Source organism: Mesorhizobium zhangyense, assembly GCF_011045115.1.
GTDB lineage: Bacteria > Pseudomonadota > Alphaproteobacteria > Rhizobiales > Rhizobiaceae > Mesorhizobium_M > Mesorhizobium_M zhangyense.
In genome coordinates this window covers 80,024-102,108 of sequence record NZ_JAAKZG010000007.1, presented here as the reverse complement: position 1 = coordinate 102,108, position 22,085 = coordinate 80,024, and the positions used below count along the sequence as shown (strand labels likewise).

The following is a 22,085-nucleotide window of genomic DNA, read 5'->3' as shown; positions in this document are numbered from 1 at the left end:
CCGCGCCTCAATCCACATAGTGCCTGAGCCCGTCCCAGATTTCCTCGACGGTGTTGAGGTAGCCTGGGTCACGGCGGATGTCGTCGGGCGAAGCGCTCCGGTCGATTTTCGGATCTATGATCTGCGATATGCGACCCGGACGCGGTGACAGAAGCACGATGCGGTCGGAAACATAGACGGCTTCCTCGATGGAATGTGTGACGAAGATAAAGGTCTTCTTCTCCAGATCGACCAGCCGCAGGAGGTCTTCCTGAAACTTGCGGCGGTTCTGCTCATCAACTGCCGAGAACGGCTCGTCGAGCAGCAGGACGTCGGCGTTGACCGAGAAAGCTCTTGCGATGCCGACGCGCTGGCGCATGCCGCCGGAAAGCTCATGCGGATACTTGTCCTCGAAGCCGACGAGACCGACTTCCTCGATATAGTGGGTCGCTATGCGCTTGCGTTCGGCAGCGTTGACACCGCGCAGCTCAAGGCCGAACGCCACGTTGCGCATGACGGTCGCCCACGGCATCAGGGCAAAATCCTGAAATACGAAAGCGCGTTCGGGGCCGGGACCGGTCACGACGCGGCCATTGACCCGGATTTCGCCGGCAGTCGCAGGCACCAGGCCGGCGATGATCTTGAGCAGCGTGGTCTTGCCGCAGCCGGACGGGCCGAGCAGCGTGGTCAGTTTGCCGCGTGAGAATTCCAGATCGACGTTGCGCAACGCCTCGATGTCGCCATAGGTCTTGTCGATCCCGCGAACCTGAACGATCGCCTCATCGTTTGTAGCGGCGGCTTTTATGGTGGAGCGAGCAGCTTGCTGCATGTCACCTCTTCCTTTTTTCGGGGCGCAGGAACCGGATCTCGAACCACTGCAGGGCCGCAAGCGTCACGGTCGATACGACGATGATGGATGCCACCGCCGCATACATATGCGCGTAGTTCGCGATGGACCGGTGATAGGTTATGAGGTCGCCGACGCCGGTCGGCGTGATCAGCAGCTCGGCCAGCATGACGCCGATGAAGCCGGCGGCGATGCCCAGCCGCAGCCCGGCAAAAATGACCGGAGACGCGTCAGGGATGATGATCTTCATGATCTGCTGGAGGCGCGTTCCCTGAAACGAACGGCACATTGCCACCAGCGATGGATTGACGTGGCGAACTGCCTTGTAGGAATTCAGCACGATCACGGGCAATGCCAGCATGATGACCGCCAATGTCTTCGCCGTCAGCCCGATGCCGTAGATGAACGTCACCAGCGGCACCAGCGCTGCCATCGGCGCGGCCTGCAGCACGATGAAGACGGGTGCCAGCAACCACTCGGCCTTGAGCGACAGTCCCATCAGAATGCCGAGCACGATACCCAGCACCGCCGAGACGGCAACGCCGAGCAGCAATGGCTGCAAGGTCAGGAAGTATGCGTGACCCATCGTACCATCGAGAACCATCTCCACGAAGGCGGCGACAGTCGAGGTAAAGGTCGGAAAGGCGATGCTGATCGGGACCAGCCCGGCAATCTCCCAGGCTCCGAACAGAAGAGCCAAGGACGCCAGCGTCCATAGTGCCGGCACTTTTTCGAATAAGCGACCGAGAGCTTGGCCGATATTGACCGGGGCTTTGTCGGCCCCGGTCACATCGATCAGTTTGAGCGATGAAGACATTCCGCCTGCCCTATTTCGTGCCGAGCTTGGCGATAGCGGTATCGAGCGGTCCGAGCGCCCAGAAGTCCTCGACCTTGAGTTCCTCGGCCTTGCCTTCGAGAGCACCCGAGATCGTGTAGAACTCGAAATCGTCCTTGGCAGCGTCCGCGCCACCGCCATTCACCGGCAGGCCGAGGGCGGCTGCCTCGGTGAAATAGGGTTCGATGTCGGCCACCATATCCGAGGTGGCGTCCGGCAGCAGATTGTATTTTTCGCGCAGCGCGACGATCGACTTGGGATCAGCGGCAATATCGCGCCAGGTCGAAAGAATGGCTTCGACCAGCTTAGCCACGTCTTCAGGATTTTTCTCCAGGAACGCCGTGTTGGCAAACAGCGCTTCGTCGGTGGCGCTCACGTCGCCGAGCGGCAGGAAGACGAATTTGCCCGGCGCCTTGTCTTCAAGGATGCGCTTGCCTGACGAGTCCACGATTGTCGCCTTGACGTTGCCTTGCAGGAGAGCGCCGGTACGCACTTCGGCACCCGGCACATAGGAGAAGTTGGAATATTTGATGCCGTGCGTATCGGCCATCAGGCGCATGATCGCTTCGGTGCCCGAACCGCGCGAGTGGACGGCGATTTCCTGGCCGTCCAGATCTTTCCAGTCCTTGTAGAACTCTGAATTGACCACCGGGTAGAACCGCAACTGGCTCAGCTGCAGGAACATGCGGACGGGCGCCTTGACCTTCTGGATAAGCGAGTAAGGCCCACCGACACCAATGTCTGCTTGCCCGCCGACCACGGCCTGAGCCGCAATGTCTTCGGATTTGAGATACGTCACCTGAAGGTCCACACCGGCTTCCTTGGCGCGTTCGAAGGCGACCAGCAGATGCAGTGATTCAACCGTCGCAATATCGCCGAAGGCGATCCGAACCGGATCGGCCAGCGCAGACACCGGCGCGGCAACCAAAAGAGTTCCAAACGTGAAGACGGCTGTAATGTTTCTAAACTTGTCGATCAACCCGTGCATGTTTTCTCCTCCCAGCTTGAACATCGAACGCTCCTCCAAGACCAATTCGATATCAATTACAGATTAATCTAGATTGATTTTTCACGGCATGTCAACGTCGCGATGTCGGCGCATGACGTAGATCGATTGCCTGCATTGCCTTAGAGCGATAATAGGTAAATATAATCAATAAGATAATAAGTTTACAAAGTCAGCGACCAACTCTTCACTGACGTGATTGACAGCCAATTGGAGGCCGGCTATATATCAAACCAATATAGTAATTGGTTTTGAAAAATGCCTAGAAAGAGCGTCACTCTGGCCGACACGGCAGCCGCAACGAAACTGCGCCAATTCCTTGCAAGCATGGAGTTGCCCAGCGATGGCCGGCTACCGCCCGAACGCGAGCTGGCCGAAACGCTCGATCTGGGGCGCGCCGCGTTGCGCAAGGCGCTGGCGGCGCTTGAGGCCGAAGGGCAGTTGTGGCGTCATGTCGGCAAGGGCACCTTTACCGGCAGCCGGCCCATCGACACGGTGGCCGATGTCACCGCTATGGCACGACGCACCAATCCGATCGAAGTTATGGGCGCACGCATCGCCTTCGAGCCTGAGATCGCCCGGTGCGCAGCGCTCAACGCAACGCCTGCATTGGTGGCGGAAATGCGCAATTGCGTCACCCGCACGAGGCAGGCGCCCAGTTGGCGGCATTATGAGCTGTGGGACAACAAGCTTCATCGCACCATCGGCGAGGCAACGCAGAACAGCCTTCTGCTCGGTCTTCTCGACACGCTTAATGCCGTGCGCCGGGAAGTGACGTGGGGCCGGCTGCGCGAAAACCCGGTGCGCCCGCCGGACGATCACCACAGTTTCGCCGAGCATGACCAGATCGTGGAAGCCATCGCCCATCGCGACACAGCGGGCGCCGCAGCCGCAATGCGCATTCATCTGCAGAGCGTAGAGCGGCATCTGCGCAATTCCTGACGCTTCAGGCTTTCGAGGGCGGCAGCCGTCAAATCTCCCGCAATATCTGCTCGTAAAGCATTTCGGCAGTTGGGGAGAGCGTCCGGTCGCGAACCTTGATCAGGCTGTAGGGCTGCACATTGATCTCGAAGGGTATGGGCAAAATGTCGATGGAGCCGGCAAGCCCTGACCGACTGTTGACGAAGCGCGCGACATCGATGGCGATCGGCGCGATCGCGTCGGACTGGGCGATCATCACAAGGGTCAGAAGCAGCGAGCTCGTGTTGAGGATGCGGTCCGGCAGCGGCGCGCCCTGGCTGACGAAAATGCCTTCCACAGTCTGCCTGAGCAGCGAGCCGCTGGGCTGGAAAACCCAGTCATAGTGGCTGAGCTGATCCAGATCGATGGTCTTGCCGGTCGAAAGCGGATGACCGCGGCGCGCAATCAGGCATGCCTTTTCGACGCCTATGATACGCGCCTCGAACAGCCTCGGGTTCAGATCGTCAGGGATGCGCGCGATGATGAAATCATGTCGTGACGCCAGCAGTTCACGGGCCAGTACCGCGCTGGTCTCGATCTGCACGCTGATCTCGATGCGCGGATGACGTTGCCTGACCTTCCTGATGGCCGGCACTGCGAGCTCGATTGCCGGAGCCGTGACGGCGCCGAGAAAAACCGACCCGCCCGTGCCCTGCTTCAAGCCCGAAATTTCCCTGTCCACCTCGCGCATCTCAAGCAGAATTGTCCGCGCGCGCCGCGCCAGAACCTCGCCGAATGGCGTCAGCCGGATGCCGCGTGGCAGCCGCTCACATATTTCGACGCCGAGGATCGCTTCGATTTCAGCGATCATGCGCGACGCTGCCGGCTGCGAAATATTCATGACATGCGCCGCAGCGCTGATCTGGCCGTGCTCTTCGAGTGCTGCCGTCAGGCGCAAATGACGGAGCTTCAACCCGCTTCGCAGCAGGCCTTCATCGCTCTCATAGCTGTTCTGGACACGCCCCTGCTTCGGACCGGTTGGCATAAGCCCTTACTCCGCTATGTGATCCCTACGACGGCATAAGTATATCGATTTTGATATATCATGCCATCGAAATTGCATTTGACAGTTATATCGAAATCCTGAACCTTCGGGCCCGTCGCTTGCTGCACGAAGGAGGAATTCGTAGCTCGTGGCCAAATGGGAGTTTGCTTCACAGAGTTTTCAGCCCGAGCCTTAAGTGGCCGGGATGAGCCGCACCGGCGGCAATGCCGGCTGCGATTTTCACAAGGGAGAGATTAAAGTGAAGATCATCAAGACGTTAGTCGGTGCGCTCGCGCTCGGCCTCGCCGCCATGACCTATACCGCCTCGGCGCAGGAAAAAGGCCTCGTGGGCATCGCCATGCCGACAAAGTCCTCGCTGCGCTGGATCAGCGACGGCAATGAACTGAAGGCCGCGCTGGAGTCGAAGGGCTATACCGTCGACCTGCAATACGCCGAAGACGATATCCCGAACCAGCTCGCCCAGATCGAGAACATGGTCACCAAGGACGCCAAGGCGCTGGTTGTCGCCTCGATCGACGGCACCACGCTGTCGGCCGTGCTGCAGCAGGCCGCCGACAAGGGCGTCAAGGTCGTCGCCTATGACCGCCTGATCCGCGACAGTGGCAATGTCGACTATTACACCACCTTCGACAACTTCAAGGTCGGCGTGCTTCAGGCCGAATCGATCCTCAAGGGCCTCGGCTATCCGGAGAAGAAGGGTCCGTTCAACATCGAACTGTTTGGTGGTTCGCCGGACGACAACAATGCGTTCTTCTTCTATGACGGCGCCATGAGCGTCCTTCAGCCGCTGATCGACAAGGGCGACTTCGTCGTCAAGTCAGGCCAGACGGGCATGGAGAAGGTCGGCACGCTGCGCTGGGACGCAGCGGTCGCGCAGGCCCGCATGGATAACATCCTGTCGGCCAACTACTCCGATGGCAGCCGCGTCGATGCGGTTCTTGCTCCCTATGACGGCCTGTCGCGTGGCATCATCTCGTCGCTGCGTGGCGTCGGCTACGGCTCTGCCGAGCAGCCATGGCCGATCATCTCCGGCCAGGACGCCGAGGTGCCTTCGGTCAAGGCAATCATCACCGGCGAACAGTATTCGACCGTGTTCAAGGACACGCGCGAACTGGCAAAGGTCACCGCGAACCTGGTGGACGCCGTTCTTTCGGGCGGTAAGCCCGAAATCAACGACGAAAAGACCTACAACAACGGCGTCAAGGTGGTTCCGTCCTACCTGCTCGTCCCGGTGTCGGTCGACAAGTCGAACTACGAGCAGATCGTGGTCGGCTCCGGCTACATCAAGGCTGAAGACCTGAAGTAATCGACAAACGCCGGGAGGCCCGTAAGCGGGCCTTCCGGTATCCCCTTGCCTTGTGTACGCTGCGGTCGCGACGACGTGCGTGGCCTGCGGCAGCTGAGGATGGGAGCAGGACAGCAGGACGATGAACGACATAATCCTCGAAATGCGCGATATCACGAAGACGTTTCCAGGCGTCAAGGCGCTGGAAAACGTCAACCTGAAGGTTCGCCGCGGCGACATCCACGCGATCTGTGGCGAGAACGGAGCCGGCAAGTCGACGCTGATGAAGGTCCTGTCCGGCGTTTACCCGTACGGCAGCTATGAAGGCGAAACCCACTACGAAGGCAAGGAATGCCGCTTCAACGGCATCCATGACAGCGAGAAGGTCGGTATCGTCATCATCCATCAGGAACTGGCGCTGGTGCCGCTGCTGTCGATCGGCGAAAACATATTTCTCGGCAACGAGCAGGCAACGAACGGCGTCATCAATTGGAACACCGTGCGCCGCCGCTCTTCGGAATTGCTGCGGAAAGTGGGCTTGCGCGAAGATCCCGACACGCTGGTCACCAACATCGGCACCGGCAAGCAACAGCTGGTCGAGATCGCCAAGGCGCTCTCCAAGGAAGTGAAGCTGCTGATCCTCGACGAGCCGACCGCAAGTCTCAGTGAAAAAGACAGTGATGCGCTGCTCGACCTTTTGCTCGAGTTCAAGGCGCAAGGCATGACCTCGATCATGATCTCGCACAAGCTGAACGAGATTCAGCGCATCGCCGACCAGATCACCGTCATCCGCGACGGGCAGTCGATCGAGACGATGGACAAGGCCGACATCACGGAGGACCGCATCGTGACGTCGATGGTCGGCCGCTCGATCGAGAACCGCTATCCATCGCGCACGCCGAAGATCGGAGAGACGATCTTCGAGGTGAAGAACTGGTCGGTCTACCACCCGCTGCATCCGGAGCGGCAGGTTATCAAGAACATCAATCTCAATGTCCGCAAGGGCGAAGTCGTGGGCATTGCCGGGCTGATGGGCGCCGGGCGCACCGAATTCGCCATGAGCGTGTTCGGGAAAACCTACGGCACCAACATCAGCGGCGAGGTGTTCCTGCACGGCAAGCGCGCCGATACCTCGACCGTCGGCAAGGCGGTCGCCGGCGGCCTCGCCTATGCCACCGAGGACCGCAAGGTCTACGGGCTGAACCTGATCGACCACATCAAGCACAATGTGACTATCGCCAATCTGCCGGGCGTCTCCAGAAGCGGCGTCATCGATGACATGGCCGAACTGAAGGTCGCCAACGAGTACCGCAAGAAGACGAACATCCGCTCGTCCAGCGTCTACCAGATCGCCGGCAACCTTTCGGGCGGCAACCAGCAGAAAGTGGTGCTGTCGAAATGGCTGTTCGCCAATCCTGACATGCTGATCCTCGACGAGCCGACGCGTGGCATCGATGTCGGCGCGAAATATGAGATCTACACGATCATCAACAAGCTGGCTGACGAGGGTAAGGGCATCCTTGTCATCTCGTCGGAAATGCCGGAACTGCTGGGTATCTGCGACCGTATCTACGTGCTGAACGAGGGTCGTATCGTCGGCGAACTGGCAAGCCACGAAGCCAGCCAGGAAAAGATCATGCGGGCGATCGTGCGCGGCACGGCCCGGGAAGAACAGTTGGAAAGGGCAGCCTCATGAGCACCGAAGCCACACCGGGCGTAAGTGCCGCAAGGGCATCGATGCAGCAGGCAATGAAGGAGAACCTGCGCGAGTACGGGCTCGTTCTCGCGCTGGTCGCCATCATGGTCTTCTTCCAGGTCATGACCAACGGCATCCTGTTCCTGCCGGTGAACCTGACGAATATCGTCCTTCAGAACTCCTACATCATCGTCATGGCGCTGGGCATGCTGCTGGTGATCGTCGCCGGCCACATCGACCTTTCGGTCGGCGCCGTCGCGGGATTCATCGGCGCTGTCGCGGCGATTCTGATGGTCGACTACGGCATGAATCCGCTGCTGGCCGGCTTCCTGTGCATCGCGGCTGGTGCTGTCATCGGCGGCATACAGGGCTACTTCATCGCCTTCATGAAGATCCCCTCCTTCATCGTGACGCTGGCAGGCATGCTGGTGTTCAAGGGCCTGCTGCTCAACGTGCTCAGCGGCCGTTCCGTCGGGCCCTTTCCGCCGCTGTTCCAGCTTCTGAGCGCCGGGTTCATCCCCGACGTCATAGGGCCGTTGCGGCTCGTCGCGCCGACGCTCAATGCCGCCGGCGCGCCGATACCCAACACCGGCATCGTCCTCCATTCGACGACAATGGTGATCGGCATCCTCATCGTTCTGGCGATGCTCTACTTCGCCTTGAAAAGCCGCAGGGACCGCGAGAGCCATGGCTACGATGCCGAGCCATTCGCCTTCTTCGTCATCAAGAATCTGGTGATGGCCGGCATCCTGCTGTTCCTGATGTACAAGTTCGCGTCGTTCAAAGGCTTGCCGAACGTGCTGGTGGTCATGGGCATCCTGATCGCGCTGTTCGTCTTCATCACCAAGCGCATGACCTTCGGCCGGCGCATCTACGCGATGGGCGGCAACGTCAAGGCGGCGGCACTTTCCGGCATCCATACCGAGCGTCTCACCTTCTACATCTTCGTCATCATGGGCATGCTGGCCGCACTTGCCGGCCTGATCTACTCGGCACGCCTCAACATGGCGACGCCGAAGGCCGGCGCCGGCCTCGAACTCGACGTCATCGCGGCTGTCTTCGTCGGCGGCGCATCGGCGCTGGGCGGCGTTGGACAGGTGACCGGCGCAGTGATCGGCGCTTTTATCATGGGCATCATGAATAACGGCATGGGCGTAATGGGCATCAATATCGACTGGCAGCAGGTCATCAAGGGAATGGTCCTGCTCGGCGCGGTCGTATTCGACGTCTACAACAAGAATAAGGCTTGAGCCGGCAGGAGGTAGCCGCAAGCAGCAATTAAGAAACGGCAGCGCCAGTGCAAAAGAGCGGATAGAAGCCCGGCGAACAAGTCGGATCGGCGTGACCGGAATCGTTACTGCAAAAATATGAGCGCGCGGCGGCAAGCGTCCGCTGCGCGGTGGCGAAGTATTGCGTCCTGCATGCCCAACGGCATGGCAGGCGCTGGAAAAGACGGAGGCGAGATGCTTATTTCCCAGATTTCAGGTCCCGACGGATTGAGTTCCGTAGTGGTTCGCGACAATGGCGAGGCCCGTTTGGTCAAGGGGGCGAAATCGGTCTATGCGCTTGCGCTTGAGGCCGTGCGCGCCGGCAAGCCGCTGGATGCCGTCATAGAAGAGCGTGGCCGAGGCGAAGCGGTGGATCTCGAAGCGGCTTATCGCGAAGGCCGCGTCATGTCGCCGATCCGTCATCCTGATCCCGCACATCTCTATGTAACAGGAACAGGTCTTACGCATCTCGGGTCCGCCGCGACGCGCGACGCCATGCATAAGACGGTGAATGCGGAGGAAAAGCTCACCGATTCCATGAAGATGTTCCGCATGGGGGTCGAGGGCGGCAAGCCGGCCGATGGCAAGCCCGGCGTGCAACCGGAATGGTTCTACAAGGGCAACGGCACGATGATCGTCGATCCGGGAAAGCCGCTGTCGTCGCCCGCCTTCGCACTCGATGCCGGCGAGGAGCCGGAAGTCGCCGGCATCTATATCATCGGCGATGATGGAACGCCGTTCCGGATAGGCTTCGCGCTTTCAAACGAGTTCTCCGATCACGTCACCGAGCGGATCAACTATCTCTATCTCGCGCATTCCAAACTGCGCAATGCCTCCATAGGGCCGGAAATTCTGGTCGGAAAACTGCCCGACGATCTGCACGGCACATCCCGGATTCTGCGGGGAGGAAAGACCCTCTGGGAAAAGCCGTTCCTATCGGGCGAGGCGAACATGTCTCATACGATAACCAATTTGGAGCATCATCACTTCAAGTACGACCTGTTCCGGCAGCCTGGCGATGTTCATGTCCACATGTTCGGGACTGCGACACTGTCTTTTGCCGACGGCGTAAAGACCGAAGCGGGCGATGTTTTCGAGATAGAGGCCAGAGGCTTCGGCCTGCCCTTGCGCAATGCTCTTAAACTTGACGCCGACACGCCGACCGAAGTCCGCGCCCTGTAAGGAGCATTCGATGAAAGAGGCAACATATCCGAGCCTTGACGGGCTTCCCGTAGTCATTTCGGGCGGCGCAAGCGGCATCGGCGAGGCGCTGGTGCGGGCTTTCGCGGCACAAGGCGCCAAGGTCGGGTTCGTCGATCTGGCCGAAGCCGACGGCACTGCGCTAAGCGCCGAGCTTTCGGAGCAGGGCGGCAGCGTGATGTTCCAGCGCTGCGACGTCACCGACATCGACGCCTATCGCGCGGCGATCGGCGCGATCGAGGTGGCGCACGGTCCGACGCTTGCATTGGTCAACAACGCGGCAAACGACACGCGCCACGACTGGCGGGACGTGACGCCCGACTATTTCGACACCCGCATCGCCGTCAACCTGCGCCACGCTTTCTTTGCTATCCAGGCTGTGGCGCCCGGCATGATTGCGGCGGGCGGTGGCTCGATCGTCAATTTCGGTTCCGTCGGCTGGATGATGGCGAGCGGCGGCTACCCGGGTTACGCCGCTTCAAAGGCTGCCACGCATGGCATGACGCGTTCCTTCGCACGCGATCTCGGCAAGCATGGCATCCGCGTCAACACGCTGGTGCCGGGATGGGTGATGACGAAGCGGCAGCTCGATCTCTGGGTGGACGATGCGGCCAATGAACTGATCGACCGAAGCCAGTGCCTCACTGGCCGGGTCATGCCCGACGATATTGCGCGCATGGCTTTGTTTCTGGCGTCTGACGATTCAAGAATGTGTTCGGCCCAGAATTTTGTCGTAGACGGCGGCTGGGTGTAACCGCCGAGCCGGGTTGGACTGATTTCCGCCGACCGGCTTGCTTCGCTTGCATAAGGAACGGCCGGCCGGCTGACCGTATCTGTTCATTTTGATGTACGCCTTATCCCAATGAGGGTCGCCTGATCTTCCCCTTCCCGGTGTTATAAATGAGCTGGTCGGGAAATTCTTTCTTCCAGGCAGGAACCAGAAGCTCTACCGCGAGTTTCGATCCGCCGAGAGCAAGTCGGGAGGTCTGTGTTGAACCATCAGTTCGTTGCACCGGTAGCGGTAGCAGACGCGCCTAATTCGTCGGTTCATGTCATCGAGAATGCCGACAGCGCGGCTGAATTCCTTTCCAAGAAATGGCCGGCTTTTCGCGGTCCCCGCCATGCCGACGCCTACGCAGCCTCCGTCATGGCTATTGCCGGAAGAGAAACCCTTCTGGTTGCCCGCGATGCTTTCATAGCCGCCGCCCGCGAGGCCGATATTTTGGTCGAAGGCGGGCAGGTCTGACCGGACCGATTTTCCGGAACTCCGATGCGGCAATCGATTCAGCGCAGGACCAAGAAATGAGCGACCATGTTTTTCCCGTTCCTGTTGAAGTCAACCTGGACGCGGAGCATCGGCGCATCATCGCTACGGCATGGGAAGGCATCGAATTCCTGTCGCAGAACAGGCCGGCGATGCCCGGTCCGAAATACCAGGCCGCACTCCGCATCTGCCGCGACACACTCGATGGATGGCAGCCCGTGCGGAAAGCGCGGCAGGCATTCATCGCAGCGGCACGCGAGGCGCATATCCTCGCCAAAGGCTGAGCGTCAAACAACCCTGCTTGACCACGACTTTTCTTTTAACATTCCTGCAACTTAGCCGGCGGTTCAGCGTTGAGTTCTGTCACCGCGACAGAACTGCTGTGCAACGACAAGCGCCCAATCAGTCGATTACTATGAGAGCAACTGTTTGTGTTCGGCTATCGATAGGCCGCTAAAAGTCGAGCAATGCAGAAAAAAGGATGATATTCTGAGCTCGCAATGCGTTTCTGGGAGGAAACACATGGATAGGTTGCAGTTTTTTATGCCGGTCCGGCTCGTTGCCGGGTCCGATGAAATCGTGACGGAAATCTACAGCGTCGATCAGGCGCTCGACTTTCTGCAGGCGTGGCCCGTCGGCCGACAAGGCCCGGTATATCGCACGACTCTGAAAGCCTGCACGGCTGCCATGATCGATCAGGTAACTGCGGAGGATGCAAGGCGATCCTTCATGGCCTTTTCCCGCATGACAGGTCTGCTTTCGCGCGATGCCACCATCCCGCCGGCGCCGGACCCTGATGCCTGGATGAGGCCTGCCGCCAAGTAGGATCGCATCGCCTGGGCCTGTCACGATCGGAATTCAGGGAGCGGCAGGCCTTTCGCGTGGACTCGCAGAAGCCGGGATCGTAAGCTCCGTGTGGTGCGTCTCCGGCGAGGAATGATTTTTGACCACCGACCGCGTGACACGGAGACTGGCTGCGATCCTGGCCATCGATATGGTCGGTTACTCGCGGCATATGGAAGCTGATGAGACAGGAACCATCAGCCGACAAAAAACTCATCGCCAGGAACTGATCGACCCTATCCTGCACGAGCATCACGGCCGGATCGTCAAGACCACCGGCGACGGCCTGCTGGTCGAGTTCGTCAGCGTCGTCGATGCGCTCGAAAGTGCGGTGCGGATTCAACGGGCGATCGCCAAAGCCGAAGCTTCGTTGCCCAGGGAGCGACGCATGCAGTATCGCGCCGGTATCAATCTGGGTGACATCGTCATCGACGGCGACGACATTTTCGGCGACGGCGTGAATCTCGCGGCCCGCCTCGAGGGTCTTGCCGACCCGGGCGGCATTTCGATCACGGCCAGCGTCTTCGAACAGGTCGTCGGCAAGCTCGACCTTGCCTTCGACGACATGGGCGAGCAGGAGGTCAAGAACATTCGCAAACCGGTCCGTGTCTACCGGGTTCGCCTCGAAATCATGCCCGAAAAAAGATCCGCTTCGTCTCGTGGCGTTCCGGAAGCCTCCGGCAAGCCTTCGATCGCCGTGCTGCCGTTTCAGGACATGAGCCCCGAAATGGACCAGGAATATTTTGCCGACGGCATTGCCGAAGACATCATCACCGAGCTCTCGCGTAACCACGCCTTCTTCGTTACGGCACGAAATTCCTCGTTCACCTACAAGGGCAAGGCTGTCGACGTGAAAAAGACAGCCGGCGAACTGGGTGTCCGCTACCTGCTGGAAGGCAGTGTGCGCAAGGGCGGCAAACGCATCCGCATCACGGCCCAGCTCATCGACGCGGCCTACGGCAATCACGTCTGGGCTGAGCGCTACGACCGCGAACTCGACGACATATTCGCCGTGCAGGATGAAATCACGGCCAGCATCGTCGGGGTCGTAGCACCGGAATTGATCGGCGCAGAAATGCAACGCGCACGCCGCAAGGATCCCGCGAGCCTCGACGCCTGGGATTCGGTGATGCGCGCCAACTGGCATGCCTGGCGCCTGACCGAAGAGCACTGTGCGGAAGCGCGGAAATTCGCAGATCAGGCGCTCGAGCTCGATCCGCGCATGGCGAGAGCCATGGTTGTTCATGCGACCTGCGACATCTGGGATGTGCTCTACGCGCGGGGCGGTCATCCCGGGCAGTTGCTGGCGAGGGCCCAGGAAATGGCGACCAGGGCAGTGGAATTGGACGGCCGCGATGCCGAAGCTCACACCATACTTGGTGGCGTGGCCTTGTTCATGCGCCGTTACGACGAGTCTTTCCGAAGGCTGGACACGGCGCTGACGATAAACCCCAACCTGGCCTTTGCGCATATGTGGGGCGGCGGTGGCTACGCTTTGTCCGGAGACAGCGAAAACGCTCGCGAAAGCCTGAAGGAGGCCTTGCGGCTCAGCCCGCGCGATCCGGCCAATTACTGGACCTTTGCCTTTCTCGGACTGGCTGAATTTGCCGATGAACATTACGATGAAGCCATCGAATGGGGCCTGAAGGCCATCCATCTTTACCAGAGCTTCCCGACGGCACATCGCCTCCTCGCTGCAAGCTACGGCATGCTGGGCCGCGTAGATGAGGCCCGCGCCGCTGTCGCGGAGCTGCTGCGCATCGCACCGGGTACGAATATCGCCAGCACACAGGCTGGCGTACCCTGGAAGGACGGCAAAGTGATGGAACGCTACCTCGACGCGCTGCGCCAGGCTGGCTTGCCGGAATAGACCGCACCAAACACCTGCCTTTGCCTGCAGAAAAAGATGCTATAATCAATTGAACGTTGATTCAGCATGCCGACAAATGAAGCTGACCGTGCACGGTTGACCGTGTATCGACTGATCCGATATCCGCAAGGTAGGAAAATCGCTGCACGCAGCGGTTCCTTCCCTGAATGAACGAGTTAACGCCAAGATGCTGTCAGAAGACAACCGAAGGCCGGGTGCCGACGCCGACAGGCATAACGATTCAGCTGCGCGTGCCGTCAGGCTTGGCCCGGGTCTTTTCAACCTTCTGTTCAAGGATTGCAAACCCGAGCGCTTTCGCGCGGGCGAGCATCTTTTCATGCAGGAGGATATGCCGGAACGCCTTTACGGCGTCCTGAGCGGTACCGTCGAAATTTCCATCTATTCCTCCAGCGGGAAAAAGCTCGTCGCCAATATGGAACTGTCGCAGAGCCTGATCGGCGAGATCGGCGTGCTGGACGGTCAGCCCCGCACGGCGACGGCGACATGTCTCACCGATTGCGAGCTGGTTTCCGTCAGCCGCAACCAGCTCTTCGACAGGATCGAAAAGAACCCTCCCCTTGCCCGCGCCATAATCGAATTGCTTTGCGCCCGCCTGCGATGGGTAAGCGGCGAGTTGGGAGATCACGCGCTCCTGAAGATCGAGGCGCGCCTTGCGAAGCGCTTGAACTTCCTTTCCGGGCATATGGGCGATTCCGGAGGATGGATACTGATATCGCAGACCGAGCTTGCCGAATTTCTCGGCGCGACCCGGGAATCGGTGAACAAGATCCTGAACGACTGGCGCGGCCGCTCCCTGATCGAAATGAAGCGGGGCGGCATTCGCGTCAAGGACCGGCAGGCGCTGCAGGACATCGCCGATTTTGAGGACGGCTGATCGGCCAAAGGCTTACAGCCGTGAAATCAGATACTGCATGGCTGAGCGGCTCGGCATGAAGAAATAACCCCCGCCGCGCGTAGTCACAAAACTCGGAAGCTTCTCCAGCACGATGCTTCCCTCAGGCGACGGGATCGAAAAGCGGCCTGCATCGTCTTTCTGCGTGCCGATCGCCGGGTCCTTTTCCTGCAGGCCGTTGAAGGAGACGGCGGAAACCCAGCTTTGCTGCATGAACTCATATTGGCGCTCGATATCGGCGTTGAGACACATGAACAGCAGGCCCTTTTCGCCATCCTTCTCATAGGTTCTGCCGACGCGCAAAATGCGGTGCCGCTTGTTGATCTTGATCTGAGCCGCACGGTCTTCGCCCAGTGAATCGCGCGGGTTCGACCGGCGCACATGCGAGCCCAGCGGGCATTGCAGTCCTTGCGGGTCCTCGTCGGCAAAGGAGAAATCATTGTCCGGTTCACGCGCACCACGGGCGTTTGGATTGCGCACCAGCGATGTCCCATCCTGCCAGCGCCCGACCATCTTGGCAGCGATCCAGTGAGGCGTTATGGCGGCATTGTTCGACTTACGCCGGTGTTCCTTCGCCGCCGCCTGACAGAAGCCGTGAAACTTTTCGACGTGCTGCTCTATCTGGCGCATGACGACGAAAGTACCGTTCCTGCCAAAATCGCGAAGATCGGATTCGCAGCCGAACAGCGGCAATTCCTCTTTCTCGATCTCCGGCAGAATACCGGTTCGATCGAGCGACGACGGGATTGTCGGCGTCGGAGGATAGAAGCCGAGTTCGTCCTTGTAGCCGAAGAGGAACTCGCCCGGCGCAACCTGATGCATCGGATCGACCGGCTTGCTTGAGCGCGGGGTGCCGTTGATTACCGGCTGCGAGATGCCGTCGGCAAAGCCGAAATGCTCGAAGGCCAGGTCCCCCTTGCGATTAACGGCAAGCGGCAACTGCGCGGCAATTGTCATTCCGGCCGCTTTCGTCTCTTTCTCGAACGCAGCGACGTTCTGCTTGAGGATTTTCTCATCGTCGGCGTAGAACACCACCACCGCATCAACGGGCTTTTCAGGCGAGCCCCAGTCCCATTTTTCCGGCGCACTGTTTCCGACGTCGTCGAGCACGCGGCTTCTGGCCGGGCTGCCCATCCCCTGCCGAAAGACGGACGGGAATGTCGACAGGCCTCCGTTTGCAGCGGCATCGTCAAGTCCGAGACGCACCAGGCCTTGCGGGCCGAACATGGCGACCGTCGCGCAATCCTTCGGCAATTGGTTCGCGAAGCTAGTTCTAAGGGCAACGTATTTCAGCCATGCCTTGCGCTTTGTGCGCGGAAGTCCATCCGGTATGCGCACGGCAACCATCTGGCCGAGATGCAGCGGGCCTAACGGGCCGAAGAAGATCGTTTGTATCTCTCTCGTTTCCAGCGTGCCGGGCGGACGGGGCGTGGAGCCGAACAGGCCAAGCCAATCGCGCGCCTCGCTTTCCGTCTCGGCCTTGGCGATGCCCGAGCGAATGAGCGAGTTCATGCGTATGCGGCCGGTGTTGAGTTCCGGATAGGCGGAGTACCAAAACAATGTCGGTATCTGCTGCAACCGCGCCCAACGCTTGAACCGGTCGCCATCCGTCGCACCCTTCCAGAACAGCGCGCGCGCACGCGGAAAGCCGAGCGTGTTGCTCCAGACACCCGTCAGGCCGAGATGGGCCTTGGCTATGAAGTCCTCCAGATAGCTTTCCCAGCTGCCGCCGTAATTGCTGAAAAACATAAGTTTGTTGGTGCCTGGCAGAAGCACCCATCGGGCGAAATGGATGGTGTTGATGCCAGAGAGAAAGCCGGGTCGATAGATGCTCTTCGCCGAGATGGAGATTATGTAGAAGGCCAGCCGCAATGCGAGCCTTCTCATCGTGCTGGGCTTCATGACCGAGATCGCGGTCAGATTGTTCTGCAGGATATGGTTTTCGCGTGAGATTATCGTTTCGAGACGGTCGGGATCGACAGAGGTTTCGCTCGGCACATCGCGTTTTTCGAGGCGTCTCAACCCCAGGTAAAGCAGCCCACCTATTATGCCGAAGAATACGATAAGCCCGCCAAGGGTAAGTCCCAATGCGAGGATGCTAAGGAAGGCGATCCGAATGACACCGCCCCCGAGACCAAAGGTCAAATTGAAGGTCATCCACCATAAGACAAGCAGCATGATCACCGTCGGGAAAAATACCCATGGCGCCTTGAAAGTCATCCAGGCGGCACGCCAGCCGCTGCCTCCGGGCAATTCCAGCAAACCTTCGGCAGGCTCCAGCGCCCAGCCATAGTCCTTGTTTTCAGCAAGGCGCTCTCTGACCTTGGCCAGCGTCTTGCCTGCATTCTCGCCGCCGGGCCTATCCATCGTTGCTATGATCTGCCGCGCCGCGTTTTCAAGCTTTGCCTCGGCGTGAATGCGCGCAACCGAATGCCCCGGCGTGCCGGAGAAGACCAGACCGGCGTTGCTGCCAAACAATTGCGAAATCTTGACCGCATGCTTGCGCATGAGCGTTTCGAGCGCTTCCGCGCTGCTTAGGCCGCCCGCTTCCTCGAATATCCCCCTGACGAGATGACCGGCGGTCGCGGCAAAATTGTCCATCACGGCTTCATCCGTCCCATCTCCGGACAGCTCAAGGACAAGATGCGCTTCATCATCGCTCTTCTCATCCGCAGGTTCCGCCTTGCAGGCCACGGCAAGGCTCGCGAAATGAATGGAGCCATTCGCATCGAGTGCGGCAGCAATCTGGCCAGTGGCGGGATTGCCAAACGCGGCAACCTTTTCGCGCAAGGCTTTCAACGAGACGCCAGGTTCTACCTTGCAGATTACGGTGACCATGGAATGTGTCATGGTCTTTGAAAGCGGCGAGGTTTCGAAATCGACCTTCAGGCTCTCCGGATAGGCTCCGAGAGAGTTGAGCTTGCCTGCCCTTCCCTTTGCCCGCCGCACACCCTTCTTCGTGAACAAGGCGCGAAATGCCTCGGCGATCTGTATCTTCGCCATCGCCGCGCCGATGCACTGGTGGATGCCATGGCCGAAGAGAAGATAGTCGCGGGCCGGACGGTTGGTGTCGAATTCGTCCGGCCGTTCGACGGCATCGGAATCAAACATTGCCGAGAACGTCGCCGGCATCACGGATGTCCCCGCCTTGACCGTGCGCTCGCGCGACGTTCCCTTTGCAATGACGACGTCCTGTGCCGCGTAGCGGAATGGCCCGAACCAGATCGGCTTGAACCGCATCGCCTCGCGGATCGCCCGGTCGAGTTGTTCGTTGTCACCATCGGCTACGGCATCTTCGACTGCTTTCTGCGCTTCCGGGCGCGAAAGGATCACATCGAGGCAATTGCCCGCCGCCAGAAGATTTGTCGGCGCAAAACCGGCTATCATGCCGAGCATGATGGAATGAACTTCGCCCAGGCTCACCGCCGGTGTGTCACGGTCGAGCATTTCGACGAGACGGCCGAGCGGCGTTTCCCGATCCGTGCGCCCCTCGCGAACCGCCTGGATCGAGAGATCCACCGCCCTTGTCATATGGGCCGCAGCGACGACTGCGAGTTCGCGGACTATCGGCTTTCCGCCCGGATCGCCGAAGAAAAGCCCGCTCAGCGCATTCGACCAGTCGACGAACTCATTGTCGTCGTCGATCGTCATTCCGTAATAGTCCCTGCAGATGCGCGCCGGCACGATCTTCAACAGATGGCGCACGACATCGAAGCCCGGCCCGGCCCGCTGCATGATTTCCTGTGAATGTTGTGCGGCTATCTCCCTTACCTTCCAGCCGATCTCGTCCACGGGAAAGGCACTGAGGACCGTTGACTTCATGCGCCGGTATGTTGGCCCATCCTGCATGCCAAGGATGAAGTTGAACCCGCCGGCGATTTCCGTCATTTCGGGGCCGTAGGGGGTTTCGAAGACATCCTGCCGCTCAAGGATTTCGCGGACATCGGCATTTCTGGTCACCAGCAGGAATTTGCCGATCCTCAGCATGGGCCAAAAGCGTCGGAGGACGCGGAACACCGTACGCGGTTCCGGGGCAAGCGGGCTCAGAACTCGTCCGATCAGGCTCTTGGTGGTGCGAAGGCGCTCTATGTTGAAGGCCGGCAGTTCCGCAGCAGGACGCTGCGTCTTCTGCGCCTCGAGAATGCCGTCATAATATTTGGTTTTGATCATCGCCTCAAAGCCCCGGCGTCTTCAGCCATTTGGATGCCCAACGATGTGATCTATGGCGGCGCAACTGCGACGTATGTGAGTTGCTTCACAGTGCTGCCCGGCCTTGCCTCAATCTCGTTGCGCCAACTCGAAATTCTCGATCAGATAGGTGTTTGCCGACTTTTCGGTGAAGGGTATCCACGCCACGCGATCAATCGAAAAATCCGGATGGCGCGTCTCGAAAATAGCGCGTTCCCGCTTCGCCTCGTTTATCCTTCCGCTTCGCGCGAGCGCGCCAACCTTGAGAAAGCGGGCGTAGAAATACCCCGGAGAAAGGTCGAGTGACCGATTGGCGGTCTCGATCGCGGCATCCCAGTCATGCATGAAGGAGTGGGCAGCGGTCAGTTCCCCGAGATTGTGGAAACCATAGATATCGAAGGGGCTCAGCCGTTCGGCATCGAGCAGCAGGGGCATAGCCTGCCTCGCCTGCCCGAGAAGAAGGTGGGCACTGCCCATGGCTGAGCGCGCGAAGGCAAAGCTCGGATTGATATGAAGTGCTTCGCCAAGATGCTCCAGCGCCAGTTTCGGGCGTCCGCGCATGATTTCCGTGATACCGAGATGAGCGTGCGGCCGCGCATCCTGGCTGTCCATCAACAGCGCCTTGCGCGAGAAATCGACCACCTTGGCAAGGTCCTCGATGTGACCGAAGCGCAGCCAGGCCCGCCAGAAATACCACCAGGCAAGTTCGTTGAGCACTGCCGAGGAATTCGGATCTTCCACAAACGCCTTCTCGAAAAACTCGAGCGCGAGCTTGGTGTCCTCGCTTGTGCGCCGCTGCATGTGCCAGCGCCCGCGCCTGACGAGTTGCCACGTTTCCATGCTTTCCCAAGGCACCTGGAACGTGCGCACCTGCTCTGCCCGGTCAACCTCCTTTTCCAGGATGGAAACGATTTCGCCACCGATCTCGTCCTGAAGGTCGATAATGCCGGTGAAATCGCGGTCGAAGCGCCGCGACCAGACCTGCCGCCCGTTGGAAGCATCGGCAAGATTGACGTGAACGCGTATCTTGCCGCCGCCATGGGCAAGCTTTCCGCTGACGATGTAGCGCGCGCCCAAAGCGTTGCCGACAAGCCGCGTGCCGAGTGTATCGTCGCGAAACTGGAAACTGGAGCTCCTGGCAATCACCGGCAGCCATCTGGTATTCGAAAGACCCTGGATGATGTCTTCAGCGATACCTTCGGCCATATATTCGATTTCGCGACCGTCACCCTCGATACCGAACGGCAGTACCGCAACCGCAGGCGGCCCGCTCGGCGCCGGGTTTGGTCGGGCTGACCCATATAGACCCGCAATCGCAGGAGACGGCTTGCCTCCGCGCGCGGCGATGAAGACCTGAACCGGCAAGGCGATATTCTTGAGCGAGAATTCACCAAGGTCCGTGAATTCGGCGACGGACTTGTCCCTCACGTGATGCCAGGTCGTCTTGGATATCGCGAGGCCATCATGCGGGGCGAATTCCTGAATGCGGGCGGCGATGTTCACATCGTCGCCATACAGGCTTTCATCCCGCACGATCACATTGCCCGTGTTGATGCCTGCGCGAAACGGCATGCGTATCTCTTCGGGAGCAGAAGCATTGATCGCTGCTATCTTCTCCTGAAAGTCAAACGCCGCCCGCAAGGCGTCGATCGGCGTGCCGAACTCTGCCATGATACTGTCGCCGGCGGCGCCGAAGGTTCGGCCGCCGAAGGAAGTGCAACTCTCGACAATCACTCCTCTCCGTTCCTCGAACGCGGAAACAGCGGCCTCGTCGTTGAGGCCCATCAGGCGTGAGAAGCCCACCGCATCGATGGAAATTATAGTCGCGAGCTGACGCGTATACTGCCGCTCAGCCATATCCCCCTGTTACCTTTTCGTCCCCGGTATGAAAAGTTACCGCCTTGATCTGCAAGCCGCAATCGAAATTGCTCATTTGACCTTGCTTTCTTCAAGTCACGAATCTGTTTCAATGCTTGGTTATTCTTCAATCTGCATTTCGGCAAATCACCCACCGATAACAAAATCAATGAATGTAACAAGCTTCACATACGAATCTCCGCAGGAGATGCATCGTGCGCTGAGCCTGGGAAAGAAATTCCCGGCAAACCGGATATATATGAGGAAGTAAGCCACATGATATCTATTTCAGCACACAGCAGCGCGAGGTATCCTACCAGCCCTGCAATCACCCCTTCTTCGGAAGAGATCAACCTTGAACGACAACCTACGGAAGATCGATCGCTTGTTCTGATCGATTGCCGCGCACTTACCCGGGAATGTCTGTCACGCAGCCTGGCGGGACAGGGCAGCCTTCGGGAAGTCGCAGCATATAGCTCGCTTGAAGACTGGCGGGAAAACACCGATCTCCACCTGCCTCCGGCTGCGATTCTCCTGCATATCGGCGCAAACAAGGTCACAGACGCCGAAGTCAGCGCGGAAATCCGGGAAGTCGTGTCCGAGTTCAAGTCGATACCGGTCGTGATTCTTGCCGATCTCGACGACCTCACGCAGGTCTTCACCGCTCTCGATTGCGGGGTCAAAGGCTATATCCCGGCGTCGGTTGGCGTTGAGATATGCGTCGAGGCGATCAAGCTGGCATTGGCCGGCGGGGTCTTCGTGCCGGTGAGCAGCGTGCTTGCCATGCAGGACGCCTTCCTGTCCGCCAAGCCAAAGCGTTCCGCCATCGCAGATCTGTTCACGCCGCGTCAGGCCGACGTTGCCGAAGCCCTGCGCCGCGGCAAGGCGAACAAGGTCATCGCCTATGAACTGAACCTGCGCGAAAGCACGGTGAAGGTTCATATCCGCAACATCATGCGCAAGCTGAAAGCGACGAACCGCACGGAAGTCGCCTATAAGATGAAGGATATTCTGCCGTTCGAAACAGCTTCCGCCTGACCAAAAAAAGCGCTGGACAAAATGCGCACG

General features: G+C 59.5%; 18 protein-coding genes. 12 read left to right on the top strand and 6 right to left on the bottom strand.

The features are described from left to right. Positions 1 to 7 precede the first annotated feature (7 nt). The 3 genes from G6N74_RS17920 to G6N74_RS17910 are packed head-to-tail and all read right to left on the bottom strand — an operon-like array spanning position 8 to position 2,673. Entirely contained in the window at positions 8 to 808 is an 801-nt protein-coding gene (locus tag G6N74_RS17920) for an ABC transporter ATP-binding protein (protein ID WP_165119314.1), read from the bottom strand. A gap of 1 nt (position 809) precedes the next feature. Then, complete coding sequence (locus G6N74_RS17915) at positions 810 to 1,643, bottom strand: ABC transporter permease (RefSeq protein WP_165119313.1); 834 nt, start codon at positions 1,641 to 1,643, stop codon at positions 810 to 812. Between the two features lie 10 nt (positions 1,644 to 1,653). Continuing rightward, on the bottom strand, positions 1,654 to 2,673 hold the full coding sequence (locus G6N74_RS17910; RefSeq protein ID WP_246245800.1) for an ABC transporter substrate-binding protein: 1,020 nt from the start codon (positions 2,671 to 2,673) through the stop codon (positions 1,654 to 1,656). 252 nt (positions 2,674 to 2,925) lie between these two features. Between G6N74_RS17910 and G6N74_RS17905 the strand changes: the two genes are divergently transcribed. After that, the gene (locus G6N74_RS17905) at positions 2,926 to 3,609 is read left to right on the top strand and encodes a FadR/GntR family transcriptional regulator (RefSeq protein ID WP_165119312.1); all 684 of its coding nucleotides are present in this window, start codon (positions 2,926 to 2,928) and stop codon (positions 3,607 to 3,609) included. A gap of 28 nt (positions 3,610 to 3,637) precedes the next feature. On the opposite strand, the gene G6N74_RS17900 is transcribed toward G6N74_RS17905, so the two are convergent. Beyond that, complete coding sequence (locus G6N74_RS17900) at positions 3,638 to 4,612, bottom strand: LysR family transcriptional regulator (RefSeq protein ID WP_165119311.1); 975 nt, start codon at positions 4,610 to 4,612, stop codon at positions 3,638 to 3,640. Positions 4,613 to 4,871: 259 nt separating this feature from the next. Here G6N74_RS17900 and chvE point away from each other — a divergent pair, with 259 nt between their 5' ends. The 10 genes from chvE (at position 4,872) to G6N74_RS17850 (ending at position 14,954) form a co-directional block, all read left to right on the top strand. After that, complete coding sequence (chvE, locus tag G6N74_RS17895) at positions 4,872 to 5,939, top strand: multiple monosaccharide ABC transporter substrate-binding protein (protein ID WP_091911137.1); 1,068 nt, start codon at positions 4,872 to 4,874, stop codon at positions 5,937 to 5,939. Between the two features lie 121 nt (positions 5,940 to 6,060). Next, complete coding sequence (gene mmsA, locus G6N74_RS17890) at positions 6,061 to 7,614, top strand: multiple monosaccharide ABC transporter ATP-binding protein (RefSeq protein WP_165119310.1); 1,554 nt, start codon at positions 6,061 to 6,063, stop codon at positions 7,612 to 7,614. Continuing rightward, on the top strand, positions 7,611 to 8,864 hold the full coding sequence (gene mmsB / locus G6N74_RS17885; protein ID WP_165119309.1) for a multiple monosaccharide ABC transporter permease: 1,254 nt from the start codon (positions 7,611 to 7,613) through the stop codon (positions 8,862 to 8,864). The genes mmsA and mmsB overlap by 4 nt, the downstream gene beginning before the upstream one ends. 213 nt (positions 8,865 to 9,077) lie before the next feature. Further along, on the top strand, positions 9,078 to 10,064 hold the full coding sequence (gene araD1, locus G6N74_RS17880) for an AraD1 family protein (protein WP_165119308.1): 987 nt from the start codon (positions 9,078 to 9,080) through the stop codon (positions 10,062 to 10,064). Between the two features lie 10 nt (positions 10,065 to 10,074). Further along, complete coding sequence (locus tag G6N74_RS17875; protein ID WP_165119307.1) at positions 10,075 to 10,836, top strand: SDR family NAD(P)-dependent oxidoreductase; 762 nt, start codon at positions 10,075 to 10,077, stop codon at positions 10,834 to 10,836. Between the two features lie 237 nt (positions 10,837 to 11,073). Beyond that, complete coding sequence (locus tag G6N74_RS17870; RefSeq protein WP_165119306.1) at positions 11,074 to 11,328, top strand: DUF982 domain-containing protein; 255 nt, start codon at positions 11,074 to 11,076, stop codon at positions 11,326 to 11,328. A gap of 56 nt (positions 11,329 to 11,384) precedes the next feature. Further along, positions 11,385 to 11,630, top strand: coding sequence for a DUF982 domain-containing protein (locus G6N74_RS17865; RefSeq protein WP_165119305.1), 246 nt, complete (start codon positions 11,385 to 11,387; stop codon positions 11,628 to 11,630). Positions 11,631 to 11,868: 238 nt separating this feature from the next. Then, positions 11,869 to 12,171: a DUF982 domain-containing protein gene (locus G6N74_RS17860; RefSeq protein WP_165119304.1), complete on the top strand. Its 303-nt coding sequence runs from the start codon at positions 11,869 to 11,871 to the stop codon at positions 12,169 to 12,171. A gap of 118 nt (positions 12,172 to 12,289) precedes the next feature. Then, on the top strand, positions 12,290 to 14,059 hold the full coding sequence (locus G6N74_RS17855) for an adenylate/guanylate cyclase domain-containing protein (protein WP_165119303.1): 1,770 nt from the start codon (positions 12,290 to 12,292) through the stop codon (positions 14,057 to 14,059). A 187-nt stretch (positions 14,060 to 14,246) separates the two neighbouring features. Then, complete coding sequence (locus G6N74_RS17850) at positions 14,247 to 14,954, top strand: Crp/Fnr family transcriptional regulator (protein WP_165119302.1); 708 nt, start codon at positions 14,247 to 14,249, stop codon at positions 14,952 to 14,954. 12 nt (positions 14,955 to 14,966) lie between these two features. Here the strand turns inward: G6N74_RS17850 and G6N74_RS17845 are convergent, their stop codons facing one another. Beyond that, positions 14,967 to 19,142, bottom strand: a complete 4,176-nt coding sequence (locus tag G6N74_RS17845) for a cytochrome P450 (protein WP_165119301.1) — start codon at positions 19,140 to 19,142, stop codon at positions 14,967 to 14,969. A 108-nt stretch (positions 19,143 to 19,250) separates the two neighbouring features. Continuing rightward, positions 19,251 to 21,017, bottom strand: coding sequence for an adenylate/guanylate cyclase domain-containing protein (locus G6N74_RS17840; protein WP_165119300.1), 1,767 nt, complete (start codon positions 21,015 to 21,017; stop codon positions 19,251 to 19,253). Between the two features lie 276 nt (positions 21,018 to 21,293). Here G6N74_RS17840 and G6N74_RS31650 point away from each other — a divergent pair, with 276 nt between their 5' ends. Next, the gene (locus G6N74_RS31650) at positions 21,294 to 22,055 is read left to right on the top strand and encodes a LuxR C-terminal-related transcriptional regulator (protein ID WP_165119299.1); all 762 of its coding nucleotides are present in this window, start codon (positions 21,294 to 21,296) and stop codon (positions 22,053 to 22,055) included. The last annotated feature ends 30 nt before the right edge of the window (positions 22,056 to 22,085 follow it).

Bases quoted from the DNA above. Each gene is read 5' to 3' on its own strand.
- G6N74_RS17860 (WP_165119304.1), top strand. From the start codon at position 11,869: ATGGATAGGTTGCAGTTTTTTATGCCGGTCCGGCTCGTTGCCGGGTCC.
- G6N74_RS17865 (WP_165119305.1), top strand. From the start codon at position 11,385: ATGAGCGACCATGTTTTTCCCGTTCCTGTTGAAGTCAACCTGGACGCG.
- G6N74_RS17840 (WP_165119300.1), bottom strand. From the start codon at position 21,017: ATGGCTGAGCGGCAGTATACGCGTCAGCTCGCGACTATAATTTCCATC.
- mmsA (WP_165119310.1), top strand. From the start codon at position 6,061: ATGAACGACATAATCCTCGAAATGCGCGATATCACGAAGACGTTTCCA.
- G6N74_RS17845 (WP_165119301.1), bottom strand. From the start codon at position 19,142: ATGATCAAAACCAAATATTATGACGGCATTCTCGAGGCGCAGAAGACG.
- G6N74_RS17910 (WP_246245800.1), bottom strand. From the start codon at position 2,673: ATGTTCAAGCTGGGAGGAGAAAACATGCACGGGTTGATCGACAAGTTT.
- G6N74_RS17920 (WP_165119314.1), bottom strand. From the start codon at position 808: ATGCAGCAAGCTGCTCGCTCCACCATAAAAGCCGCCGCTACAAACGAT.
- G6N74_RS17900 (WP_165119311.1), bottom strand. From the start codon at position 4,612: ATGCCAACCGGTCCGAAGCAGGGGCGTGTCCAGAACAGCTATGAGAGC.
- G6N74_RS17850 (WP_165119302.1), top strand. From the start codon at position 14,247: ATGCTGTCAGAAGACAACCGAAGGCCGGGTGCCGACGCCGACAGGCAT.
- araD1 (WP_165119308.1), top strand. From the start codon at position 9,078: ATGCTTATTTCCCAGATTTCAGGTCCCGACGGATTGAGTTCCGTAGTG.
- mmsB (WP_165119309.1), top strand. From the start codon at position 7,611: ATGAGCACCGAAGCCACACCGGGCGTAAGTGCCGCAAGGGCATCGATG.
- G6N74_RS17875 (WP_165119307.1), top strand. From the start codon at position 10,075: ATGAAAGAGGCAACATATCCGAGCCTTGACGGGCTTCCCGTAGTCATT.
- G6N74_RS17915 (WP_165119313.1), bottom strand. From the start codon at position 1,643: ATGTCTTCATCGCTCAAACTGATCGATGTGACCGGGGCCGACAAAGCC.
- G6N74_RS17905 (WP_165119312.1), top strand. From the start codon at position 2,926: ATGCCTAGAAAGAGCGTCACTCTGGCCGACACGGCAGCCGCAACGAAA.
- G6N74_RS31650 (WP_165119299.1), top strand. From the start codon at position 21,294: ATGATATCTATTTCAGCACACAGCAGCGCGAGGTATCCTACCAGCCCT.